General features: G+C 69.7%; 11 protein-coding genes and 1 pseudogene. 6 read left to right on the top strand and 6 right to left on the bottom strand.

Going from position 1 to position 10,871, the window contains the following annotated elements; translation table 11 throughout:
- From BFF77_RS24550 to BFF77_RS24530, 5 genes are all read right to left on the bottom strand, one after another.
- Positions 1-678, bottom strand: a 678-nt coding sequence (locus BFF77_RS24550; RefSeq protein ID WP_066953498.1) for an amino acid ABC transporter ATP-binding protein, incomplete at its 3' end; no start/stop codon positions are given.
- Positions 679-764: 86 nt separating this feature from the next.
- Positions 765-1,805, bottom strand: a complete 1,041-nt coding sequence (locus BFF77_RS24545) for an amino acid ABC transporter permease (protein WP_066953493.1) — start codon at positions 1,803-1,805, stop codon at positions 765-767.
- Positions 1,806-1,820: 15 nt separating this feature from the next.
- Positions 1,821-2,777 (bottom strand): ABC transporter substrate-binding protein, encoded by a 957-nt coding sequence (locus BFF77_RS24540; RefSeq protein ID WP_245703686.1) that lies wholly within the window; start codon positions 2,775-2,777, stop codon positions 1,821-1,823.
- Positions 2,778-2,781: 4 nt separating this feature from the next.
- A complete protein-coding gene (locus BFF77_RS24535; protein ID WP_066953491.1) occupies positions 2,782-3,321 on the bottom strand; it encodes a GNAT family N-acetyltransferase in 540 nt (179 codons plus the stop codon).
- Entirely contained in the window at positions 3,318-4,481 is a 1,164-nt protein-coding gene (locus BFF77_RS24530) for an LLM class flavin-dependent oxidoreductase (RefSeq protein ID WP_066953489.1), read from the bottom strand. The genes BFF77_RS24535 and BFF77_RS24530 overlap by 4 nt, the downstream gene beginning before the upstream one ends.
- A gap of 640 nt (positions 4,482-5,121) precedes the next feature.
- Between BFF77_RS24530 and BFF77_RS24525 the strand changes: the two genes are divergently transcribed.
- The 4 genes from BFF77_RS24525 (at position 5,122) to BFF77_RS24510 (ending at position 8,110) form a co-directional block, all read left to right on the top strand.
- Positions 5,122-6,126, top strand: coding sequence for an amino acid ABC transporter permease (locus BFF77_RS24525; protein WP_066953487.1), 1,005 nt, complete (start codon positions 5,122-5,124; stop codon positions 6,124-6,126).
- A gap of 127 nt (positions 6,127-6,253) precedes the next feature.
- Entirely contained in the window at positions 6,254-6,787 is a 534-nt protein-coding gene (locus BFF77_RS24520) for a type 1 glutamine amidotransferase domain-containing protein (RefSeq protein ID WP_066953485.1), read from the top strand.
- Between the two features lie 177 nt (positions 6,788-6,964).
- Positions 6,965-7,333, top strand: a complete 369-nt coding sequence (locus tag BFF77_RS24515) for a hypothetical protein (RefSeq protein ID WP_066953483.1) — start codon at positions 6,965-6,967, stop codon at positions 7,331-7,333.
- 273 nt (positions 7,334-7,606) lie between these two features.
- Complete coding sequence (locus BFF77_RS24510; RefSeq protein ID WP_066953481.1) at positions 7,607-8,110, top strand: ATP-binding protein; 504 nt, start codon at positions 7,607-7,609, stop codon at positions 8,108-8,110.
- Positions 8,111-8,243: 133 nt separating this feature from the next.
- On the opposite strand, the gene BFF77_RS24505 is transcribed toward BFF77_RS24510, so the two are convergent.
- Complete coding sequence (locus BFF77_RS24505; protein ID WP_066953495.1) at positions 8,244-8,714, bottom strand: DUF5709 domain-containing protein; 471 nt, start codon at positions 8,712-8,714, stop codon at positions 8,244-8,246.
- Between the two features lie 360 nt (positions 8,715-9,074).
- Between BFF77_RS24505 and BFF77_RS24500 the strand changes: the two genes are divergently transcribed.
- Positions 9,075-10,424 carry an NAD(P)/FAD-dependent oxidoreductase gene (locus BFF77_RS24500; protein ID WP_066953479.1) on the top strand — a complete coding sequence of 450 codons (1,350 nt, stop codon included), beginning with the start codon at positions 9,075-9,077 and terminating at the stop codon, positions 10,422-10,424.
- Position 10,425: 1 nt separating this feature from the next.
- Positions 10,426-10,871: pseudogene (locus BFF77_RS24495) on the top strand (transketolase); the annotation flags it as partial.

Genomic DNA, 10,871 nt, shown 5'->3' with positions numbered 1-10,871 from the left:
GAGGTCGCCGACACCGTCGTCCATGAAGACGACGGTGTCGGCGACCTCACGGGCGAAGCCGATCTCATGGGTGACGACGATCATGGTGGTGCCGCTGCGGGCCAGGTCCTTGATGACATCCAGGACCTCGCCGACCAGTTCGGGATCGAGCGCCGAGGTGGGCTCGTCGAAGAGCAGCACCTTGGGCTCCAGCGCGAGCGCGCGGGCGATCGCCACACGCTGCTGCTGGCCGCCGGAGAGCTGCCGCGGATAGGCGTGGGCCTTGTCGGCGAGACCGACCCGCTCCAGCAGCCGTTCGGCCTGTTCGACGGCGGTCCTGCGTGGGCGGCGCAGCGCCGAGACGGGAGCCTCGATGATGTTCTCGACCACGGTGAGATGCGGGAAGAGGTTGAAGTTCTGGAAGACGAAGCCGATGTGCAGCCGCTGCTTCAGCACCTCCCTCTCCTTGAGCTCGTGCAGCTTGGAGCCCGAGCGGCGGTAGCCGATCAGCTCGCCGTCGATGCTGACGTAGCCGCGGTTGAGCTTTTCGAGATGGTTGATGCTGCGCAGCAGCGTCGACTTCCCCGAACCGGAGGGGCCCAGTACGACGGTGACCTCGCCGGTGCGGACCTGGAGGTCGACCCCGCGGAGCACCTCCAGCGCGCCGAAGTTCTTGTGCACGCCCCGTACGTCGACCATCAGACCGCCGGTGCCGGCGCCGCTATTCGCGGCGCTGTCCCGGCCGTTGCCGTCGCCGGGCGCCGCCTCGGGAGCGGTGTCTGTACTCATCGCGGAAAACCTCCGGTGGCGGCAGCGGCCCGTACTCTGCGGGTGAAGGTCCTGGCTCGCTGGAGCGGAGTGGGCGGCGGAGTGCGCTCGGCTCCGCGCGCGAAGTGCCGCTCCACGTAGTACTGGGCGACGGACAGCAGCGTGGTGAGCAGGATGTACCAGGCGGTGGCGACCATCAGCAGCGGTACGACCCGGCCGTTGCGCCCGTAGATCACCTGCACCTGGTAGAACAGCTCGCCGATGGCCATCACGGAGACGATCGAGGTGCCCTTGAAGAGGGAGATGACCTCGTTGGCGGCGTTGGGCAGGATCCCGCGCATCGCCTGCGGCAGCAGGATGCGGCGTATCTGACGCAGCCGGGGGATGCCCAGCGCCGCCGCCGCCTCGAGCTGTCCGCCCTCGACGGAGATGATCCCGCCACGCACGATCTCCGCCGCGTAGGCCGCCTGATGGAGCGCCAGACCGATGACGGCCGCCGACATGGCGCCCACCAGGTTCATCGTGTCGAAGCTCCACAGGACGGGACCGAAGGGGATGCCGACCCCCAACTCCTGGTAGAGATAGGCCAGGTTGAACCAGAACAGAAGCTGGACGATGAGCGGGATCGAGCGGAACGCCCAGATGTAGGTCCAGGCGACCGTCTGGAGGATCACACTGCGCGACAGCCGCATGAAGGCGAGGACGACACCGAGGGCGAAGCCCAGCGCGGTGCCGTACGCGGTGAGCTGGAGTGTCACCCAGACGGCCTTAAGCACGGTGTCGGTGGAGAGATAGAGGAAGAAGGTGTCCCAGTCCCAGCCCGGATTGGTGACCAGACCGTGCACGAACTGCGCGACGACGACCAGCGCGGCGGCGCCGGCCACCCAGCGCCAGTAATGCCGCGCGGGCACCACCTTCAGCGCGGCGAGTTCCGCCTCGCTCGGTGGCGATGCCTCCTTCCTCGGGGAGCGGGAGGACGACGACGGGGCGTCGGGCGGCGCCGCGGAGGACGACGGTGGTACGGGCGGTCTGTCCGCCGTGCCGGTTGCGATATCCATCGGAGGCTCCTGCCGCTACGTGGTCTCGGGCGGGCTGATCCGGGACTCCTCGATGGCGGAATCCTCCGTTCCCCACTTCTTGAGGATCCGGGCGTACGTGCCGTCGTCGATCAGCTCGTTGACGGCGCCCTGGAAGGCCTTGAGCAGCGGCGAGCCCTTGTCGAAGGCGAAACCGACGTCGAGCCGGTGGAACTCGCCCAGGAACCTGACTCCGGCCGCCGGCTGCGAGGCCTGGTAGCGCAGACCGTTGATGGTCGACATGACCACATCGATCCGGCCCTGTTGAAGACTGGTCAGGACGGCGCCGTTCTCGGAGAAGACCCGCACCGTGTACGGCTTCTTGCCCGCGTCCGCGCAGACACCCTTCTGGGCGTTCAGGGTCGCCTCGAAGGTGGTGCCCGCTCCGGTGCCGATGGTCCTGCCGCAGAGCTCGTCGAGAGCGGTCACCTTGTTCAGGCTGGTGTCGTCCTTGCGGACGGCGAATCCCTGTCCGTCATTGATGTAGGTGACGAAGTCGATCGTCTTGCGGCGCTCGTCGGTGACACCGAAGTTCCCGGTGCCCACGTCGTACTTGCCGCTGCCGAGCGCGGGCAGGATCGCCTCGAAACTGGCGTTCTGCCGCTCCGGTCTCAGTCCCAGCAGTCTGCCGACGGCGTCCGCGATGTCGATGTCGAGGCCGGCCGGCCGGCCGGACGACGCGTCCGGGAAGTACGCGGTGGGCGGCGCGCTCACGGCGGAGGCGATCCGGAAGGTTCCCCGCGCGCGGACGTTCTCGGGCAGCAGCTTCGCCAGCTCGGCGTTCTTCGTGAGCGAACCGGTGACATCGTCCGACGGCGCGGGGGAGGCGGCGCCCGCCGTCCTCGACCCGGACGACGTGTCCGTACCGCAGCCCGCCAGGACTGGCAGAAGCAGCGCCGCGGCCACAAGGACGGCGGGCGATCGGCGCGGACGGCCCGGGAACAGGGTGCGCACGGGCTCACACCTTTCCTTCGGTGGCGACGGACAGGGCGGTGACATCGGAGGCGCGGTCGGCGAGATGCTTCTCGAAGGGGAGCGGACCGATGGTCTCCGGATCGGCGTTCGTGTCGAACAGCGGTGTGTATCCGGTCGTCAGATACAGCCCTCTGGCCTCGGGCTGGCGCGGCCCGGTGGTGAGATAGATCCGGCGGTAGCCGCGTACGGCGGCGATCCGCTCCAGCTCGGCGACCACCCGGGCGGCCAGTCCTCGCCGCCGGTGCGCCGAATGGGTCCAGATCCGCTTCAGCTCGGCCGTGGTGTCGTCGTACCTGCGGAACGCCCCGCCCGCGACCGGTTCGCCGTGCTCCAGCAACAGCAGCAGGACACCGTGCGGCGGATCGAACTCCGCCGCCGGATAGCGGGCCAGCTCGCCGTGTGCCGACTGGCCGTAGCGCGTGGTGTACTCCTGGTCCAGCTCGCGCAGCATCGGCAGCACCAGCGGATCGGTGAGGGTGGTCCGTACCCAGGTCGGACCGCCGTGTTCGGCGACGGAGGTCATCGGCCGGCCTCGACCAGGTTCCGCGTGCCGCGGTCCGCGCGCTCGGCGTCCTCCCGCTCGGCGTTCCGTTCGGCGTCCCGCTTGGCGACCTCTTCGCGCACCAGCGGGATGACATGACGGCCGAAGTCGATGGCGTCGCCCAGCAGGTCGTAACCGCGCGCGGAGAGGATGTCCACACCCAGGTCGTAGTAGTCGAGCAGTGCCTGTGCGACCGTCTCCGGTGTCCCGACCAGCGCGTTGGAGTTGCCCGCGCCGCCGGTGGCCGCGGCGGTCGGCGTCCACAGCGCCCGGTCGTAGCGCTCGCCCGACTCCGCGATCGCGAGCAGCCGCCGCGAGCCGGTGTTCTCGGGCTCGCCCCGGCGGTAGCGGCGCAGCAGGGCCGCGTCGCCCTGCTCCTTGCGGGCCTTGATGGTGTCCACCGTCCGGTGGGCCTTCTCCCAGGCGAGTTCCTCGGTCGGCGCGATGATCGGCCGGAAGGCCACCTGGATACGCGGCGGCGCCTGGCGCCCGGCCGCGCGCGCCGCGGCCTTCACCGCCTCGATCTGCTCCGCGGTCTTCTCCAGCGGCTCGCCCCACAGGCAGTAGATGTCCGCCTCGGCGCCGCCCGCCTCGTACGCGGCCGGTGAGGAGCCGCCGAACGAGACGTTCGGGCGCGGCTGCTGGACCGGGAAGACATCGCTGACGAAGTCGTGGAACCGGTAGTGCTCGCCCTCGTGGTCGAAGGGCTCGTGCGTGGTCCAGATCCGCTTGACGATCCCGATGTACTCGCGCGTACGCGAGTAGCGCAGGTCCTTGGTGAGCGTGTCACCCTCGCGGCCCTGCTCATGGTCGTTGCCACCGGTGATGAAGTGGACCGTGAGCCGGCCGTCGCTGATCCGGTCCAGCGTCGCGAACGTCTTGGCGGCGAAGGTCGGGTACGAGACGTTCGGCCGGTGCGCCAGCAGGATCTGGAGCCGGTCCAGACGCGAGGCGATGAACGCGGCGGCCGGAGCGGGATCGGGCGAGCCCGAGCCGTACGCGAACAGCACCCGGTCCCAGCCGTGGTCCTCGTGGGCGCGGGCCAGCTTGAGCGTGTACTCCTTGTCGAACGCGGCGCCGGAGCGGGGATTCGTCTCCGACCCGTCGTGGGTGGCGGCGATACCGAGGAACTCCACAGGCATGACGGACCTTTCGTACGGCGGACAAACGCGGCGCGTACGCGGAGGAGGGCATGCCGAAGGAGCCCTGGGTGAACCGCGGACACGGCGGAAACGGCGGAAGCTGAGTGGGGCGCTGAAGCGGAGTGGCGCGTGGAGCGTCAGGAGGAAGACGGCAGCGTGCGCCCGGTGAGGGACGGGAACTTGGCCCGCGACGGGGTCACCGAGGGAGGGAGGGGCCGGTCGGGCGGCCCGCTGCCGAGGTCAGGTGCGATCAGGCGCAACAAGAGGCGGACCACACTCGACCGAAGTCGATGTGGCCGCGGGTGACCAACGGCAGCTGCTTCTGCATGCAGCCAATTGAGCACGGGACGTTCACCGAAGTCAACCGGTGCCCGCACTGTGGTCGGGCACCGAGGCGTCCTTGACAAGCGCGCGGCTCCGGCCCGTACGATCGGGACGCGTGCGGCTCCTGTGCGCACATCGGCCCGTCGAGGCGACCGAGGTGAACACCGGGCCGTACCAGCCGTGTTGAGGGACGCGGTGCGTGACGACGTCCGGAGCATCCGGAGTACCTGGAGTACCTGGAACGTCCGGACCCGGAGCACCCGGGCACCCGGAGTACACCGACCGCCGCCGACCGCACTCCCGCCGGAGCCCTCTCATGTCTGTGTCGCCCTCGCCCGATGTCCTGCGCGTACCCGACGCGGTTCCTCCCGGACGCCGACCGGTTCCACCGCGCGCCGATGAGGACTCCCGTATCGTGCCGCGCCGGCACCCGGGACGGTGGCTGTCGGCCGCCGCCGCGCTGCTGGTCCTCGCGATGGTCGTCAACTCGGTGGTACGCAACCCGCGTTTCCAGTGGAGCGTGGTGGGCCAGTACTTCACCACGCCCGCCGTGCTCGACGGGCTGCTGCTCACGCTCTGGCTGACCGCGGGCGTGATGGTGCTCGGTTTTGTCATCGGCACGGTCTTCGCCGTGATGCGGCTCTCCGCCAACCCGGTGCTGCGCACGATCAGTTGGGGATATGTGTGGATCTTCAGATCCACTCCGCTGCTGGTGCAGCTCCTGTTCTGGTTCAACATCGGCGCGCTCTATCCGACGCTCGGCATCGGTATCCCCTTCGGCCCCGAGTTCCTCACCTTCGAGACCGTGAATCTCTTCGGCGCCGGACTCACCGCGCTGGTCGGTCTCACCCTGCACGAGGCGGCCTACGCGGCGGAGGTGGTGCGCGGCGGGATCCTCTCCGTGGACGCCGGCCAGACGGAGGCCGCGCAGTCCCTGGGGCTGAGCCGGTGGCGGGTGCTGCGCCGGATCGTCGTGCCGCAGGCGATGCGCTCCATCGTTCCCACCGCCGGCAACATGCTGATCGGCACCCTGAAGGGGACGAGCATCGTCAGTGTGCTCGCCGTACAGGACCTGCTGTACTCCGTGCAACTGATCTACAACCGTACGTACCAGGTCATCCCGCTGCTGATGGTGGCGACGATCTGGTACATCGTCGTCACCAGCGTGCTGTCCGTCGGCCAGTTCCATGTCGAGCGGTACTACGCCCGCGGTGCGGCCCGCGAGCTGCCGCCCACGCCTCTGCAACGACTGCGCCGCCGCACCGCGAGCGTGACCGCGTGGCTCCGCACGGCGACCGCTCCCGACGCGAAACGTCTCTGAGCCGTCCGACGCGTGCACGTGACCGGAACATGGGCCCGGAAGCAAATGGAATATCCGGGTACGGCTGGGTATGGGAAGAGACATATGAGAGGAGTCGTACGAGCACGACGTGAAAGGACGTGATCACATGCGTGTGGCATTCCTCGCGGCTCCCGAGGGCGTGGAGCAGGTCGAGCTGACCGAGCCGTGGAAGGCCGTGGGCGAGGCCGGCGGAGAGCCGGTACTGGTCTCCACGGCTCCGGGTGAGATCCAGGCGTTCAACCATCTCGACAAGGCGGACACCTTCCCGGTCGACCGCACGGTGTCCGGGACGGCCGTGGACGAGTACGACGCGCTCGTGCTGCCCGGCGGTGTCGCCAATCCGGACGCCCTGCGGATGGACGCGGCGGCCGTGTCGTTCGTCAAGGGCTTCTTCGACGCGGGCAAGCCGGTGGCGGCGATCTGCCATGCCCCCTGGACGCTGATCGAGGCGGACGTGGTGCGCGACAGGACGCTGACCTCATGGCCGAGCCTGCGGACCGATCTGGGCAACGCGGGCGCCACCTGGGTCGACGAGCAGGTCCATGTCTGCACGTCCGCGCCCGGCACCCTGATCACCAGCCGGAAGCCGGACGACCTCGACGCCTTCTGCACCACCTTCCTCAAGGAGCTCGAAGCCTGAGGGCTGTTCCGTCGCCCCGCCCCGGAGGCCGGTCCGGACCCGGCAGGGTGCGGTCCGGTCGCACACCTCGGCGGCGGGGGAGAGGGTGGGAAACGGACAACCGGACATCGGACCGGCAACCGGGCATCGGACGCCGGACCCCGGGCACGACACCTGACGCGGAGAGGAGCGATCGACGTGAAGAGTGTGAACCGTCCCGTGGACGAGGTCGTGGTGGCGCTCACCGACGGCGCGAAGGAGGACGCGCACGCCGTGTTCGGTGTGCTCCGTACGGCCTTCGCCTGCGATCGCGCGGCCGACGACGTACCGCGGGACGTGGCCGGGCGGCGGCCCACCGTGTGGCTCGCGACGTTCGACGCCGCCCATCCGGGCGGGAAGCCGGGCCCCGTGCGGCTGACGGCACCGCTCACGGCCACACTCCAGGGCGGTTACTCGGCGGTGGACAGCGTGCGCGGAACGCTGGCCTCCGCGTTCACCGTCCACGACATCGGCACGGCCTTCGGCGACCAGGAGGAAGAGATCCAGGTGCTCCTGGAAAGCCGGTGAGCCGGTGGCCGGCTCCTGGTGGAAGGCCGAGGGACCGAGCGGGTCGCCGGGCCGATCCGCTCCGAGCGGCTCCGACCGTCGTTCCGACCCGCTCCGAGCGGGTCGTGATGTGCCTGGAACCCTCCCGTGTTGCGCTTCCGGACGGCTCACCTCACCCTGAGAATGACCCAGAAGTGGCTTTCGCTCACGCTTCGTGCTCGGGGGTCGTTGATCCAACGCTGTGTTGATCCGACGTGGTGAAGTTCGTGGGCCTCTGCGTGAGGAGCCTCGACGATGACCGATCCGCTCGACCGTCATTGTGTGGTCGAACTCCACGCCTTTCCGGGGCGTGTTCCACAACTCCGGCGCATCGTCGCCGCGCGCCTTCGGCACTGGAGGCTCGACCTGCATGTCGCGCCCGTCGGCAAAGGTATCGACGAACTGCTGACCAATGTCCACCGCCATGTCGGTGACGGCAATCGCTGTGTGGTCGAACTGCGCTGGACGGGCCGGCATCTGACGGCCTCCGTCGAGGACAACGGCCCGCGCATGCCGCGGCTGCTCACGGCCGGTGGCGGTCTCGCCAGAGTCGCCGCGCTGAGCGACAGCTGGGGTACGTGCGCCACGGCCGAGGGCAAGGTCGTCTGGTTCACCAGAAGTGTCCGCAGCCCGCAGGACATCCCGAGGGTGCCCTGGAGACCTCTCACCGGGCTCGGCACGGCGCGGTGCGAGCCGGTCCCGGTGCCCGCTCCGGCAGTGTTCGCGCCGCCCGTGTCGCGCGTGCCGGTCCTGGTCTGACCGTCGTACACACCGTCGCACGGTCCGGAAGTGCCGTACACCGGTGCGGAAGTGCCTTACACCGGGCGGATGTTCACCCGCTCCCGATGTACGGCCCGGCCGTGCGCGGTTGGTTCACCCGAGCTCGGTTGGTTCATTCGAACTCGGGGCCGGCCTCTTCCTCGTCCTCCGGATAGGGAACGAGATGGACCGCGGCCTCCTCCGCCGAAGCGGCGGCCCCGTCGATCCCGACATCGCTGGCGATCATGTCCTTCTCGGCGTCCTCGTGCGCGCCCTCGTCCGGCGCCACCAGCCGCCCCGACCGGTCGTCTCCGACCTCGTCGTCGAGCGTCTCGCCCTCCCCGTACGGCAGGTCGCCGATACCGTCCCCGATGGGAACCGGGAGGTCGGGGACCTCCTCGGCGAGCCGCTGATCCAGCGTCTCACCCGCCTGCTGCTCGGCGGCCGTCGTCCCGATGTGCTCCACACCGAGCGGGCGCTCCGGCGGCGACCAGCCCTCGTCGAAGGGGTCCGAGCCACGGTCCAGGAGAGTGTCCTCGGGGTCGAGGATGCCCTCGTCGTCGATGACCTCCGAGCCGTCCGGCTGGTAGACCTCGTCACCCATGATCTCGCCGCTTTCGCCGCTGTCGCCGCTCACGTCGTTCTCCTCGCCTCCTGCGGGCCGGCCCTGCGCCGGTGCGTGGGAGTCTCTGCCGGGGGGAGGTGGCGGCTCCTCCCCTGCGTCCACCTTCCCACCTCTCACGATCGTGTCAACCGGCAGGTGAGGGCCCCGCGGCAGCGGCCACGCGGCGTTGGGCACCGTCGTGGGCGATGCCCTTCGCGATGCCTTTCGTCATGCGTATCCCGGTGCCCCGCACAGCGCTTCCGAACGCCTTCGCGGCGGGGGAGGTGTTTGTCGTCCCTGTCGGCGGGCACGTGACAAGTCAACCCTTACGACCCGATATGTCACACTCCGGAGTCGAATGTGAGCCGAGAACGCATTGTCATCATCGGAGCAGGATTCGCCGGATACGAGGCCGCCCGTACGCTCTCCCGGCGCGTCCGGGACACCGCGGAAGTGGTCCTGCTGAACCCGACGGACTACTTTCTCTATCTCCCGCTCCTGCCCCAGGTCGCCGCGGGCATTCTGGAGCCGCGCCGGGTGACGGTCTCTCTCCCGGGGACGCTGCCACGGGTACGGCTCGTCCTCGGCGAGGCCCATGACGTCGACCTGGAGTCCCGGCGTGTCGCGTACACGGGGCCGGAGGGCGACCGTGGCGAATTGACGTACGACCGGCTCGTCCTCGCCGTGGGCAGCGTCAACAAACTGCTTCCGGTCCCGGGCGTCGCCGAGTACGCGCACGGCTTCCGGGGACTGCCGGAGGCCCTCTACCTACGGGACCATGTGACCCGTCAGATCGAGCTGGCCGCCGCCACCGACAACTATCGTGAGGGCGCGGCCCGTGCCACGTTCGTCGTGGTCGGGGCCGGTTACACCGGCACCGAGGTCGCCGCACAGGGCCAGCTCTTCACGGACGCGCTGGTCCGCCGGCAGCCCACCTGGTGTCATCAGCGCAAACCCCGCTGGCTGCTTCTCGACATCGCCCCGCGCGTCCTGCCCGAACTGGACCGCCGGCTCTCCGTCACCGCGGACCGGGTGCTGCGCCGGCGCGGTGTGGACGTACGGACCGGCACCTCCGTCAAGGAGGCGGCACGGACCGGGGTCACGCTGGACGACGGCGAGTTCATCGAGACCCACACCCTGGTGTGGTGTGTGGGCGTACGGCCGGACCCACTGGTCTCCACGTTCGGTCTGCCGGTCGAACGGGGCAGGCTGCTCGTCGACGCGCGGCTCAATGTGCCCGGCCACCCCGAGGTCTTCGCCTGCGGTGACGCCGCGGCCGTACCGGACCTCACCAGGCCCGGACAGTTCACGCCGATGACCGCCCAACACGCCACCAGGCAGGGCCGGGTGGCGGGCGGCAATGTGGCGGCCACGCTCGGCCACGGTGTGCAGCGGGTCTACCGCCACCACGACCTGGGGTTCGTCGTGGATCTGGGCGGGGTCAAGGCCGCGGCCAATCCGCTCGGCGTGCCGCTGTCCGGACCGCTCGCGGGAGCCGTCACACGCGGCTACCACCTGGCGGCCATGCCGGGCAACCGGGTGCGCGTCGCCGCCGACTGGCTCCTTGAGGCGGTGCTGCCGCGTCAGGCCGTCCAGCTCGGCCTGGTCCGCTCCTGGACCGTACCGCTCGAATCGTCGTCGCCCGAGCTGGCCAGGGTTCCGGGCGGACCGCACACCTCCAACATCTCCGGCACACCTCGCGAGGAGTGACATGAACAGCGAAGAACTGACCGAACTCGGCCAGCAGTTGAGGGTCGACTCCGTACGGGTCGCCGATACGGCGGGCTCGGGCCATCCGACCTCCTCGATGTCCGCCGCCGACCTCATGGCGGTGCTGATGGCCAAGCATCTGCGCTACGACTTCGACCGGCCCGGCCATCCGGGCAACGACCGGCTGATCTTCTCCAAGGGCCATGCCTCGCCGCTGCTGTACTCGATGTATCTGGCGGCGGGCGCGATCGACGAGAAGGAGTTCCTCACCTACCGCAGGCTCGACAGCCGGCTCGAAGGCCATCCGACGCCGCGGCTGCCGTGGGTGGACGTCGCCACCGGCTCACTGGGCCAGGGACTGCCGGTGGGCGTGGGCATGGCGCTCGCCGGACAGCGGCTCGGCCGGACTCCGTACCGCGTCTGGGTGCTGTCCGGCGACAGCGAGAT

Source organism: Streptomyces lushanensis (assembly GCF_001700515.1).
Lineage (GTDB): Bacteria > Actinomycetota > Actinomycetes > Streptomycetales > Streptomycetaceae > Streptomyces > Streptomyces lushanensis.
Note: the sequence above shows the minus strand (reverse complement) of the source record. Positions and strands in the feature narration are given on the sequence as shown.

Bases quoted from the DNA above. Each gene is read 5' to 3' on its own strand.
- BFF77_RS24510 (WP_066953481.1), top strand. From the start codon at position 7,607: ATGACCGATCCGCTCGACCGTCATTGTGTGGTCGAACTCCACGCCTTT.
- BFF77_RS24545 (WP_066953493.1), bottom strand. From the start codon at position 1,805: ATGGATATCGCAACCGGCACGGCGGACAGACCGCCCGTACCACCGTCG.
- BFF77_RS24530 (WP_066953489.1), bottom strand. From the start codon at position 4,481: ATGCCTGTGGAGTTCCTCGGTATCGCCGCCACCCACGACGGGTCGGAG.
- BFF77_RS24525 (WP_066953487.1), top strand. From the start codon at position 5,122: ATGTCTGTGTCGCCCTCGCCCGATGTCCTGCGCGTACCCGACGCGGTT.
- BFF77_RS24505 (WP_066953495.1), bottom strand. From the start codon at position 8,714: ATGGGTGACGAGGTCTACCAGCCGGACGGCTCGGAGGTCATCGACGAC.
- BFF77_RS24535 (WP_066953491.1), bottom strand. From the start codon at position 3,321: ATGACCTCCGTCGCCGAACACGGCGGTCCGACCTGGGTACGGACCACC.
- BFF77_RS24520 (WP_066953485.1), top strand. From the start codon at position 6,254: ATGCGTGTGGCATTCCTCGCGGCTCCCGAGGGCGTGGAGCAGGTCGAG.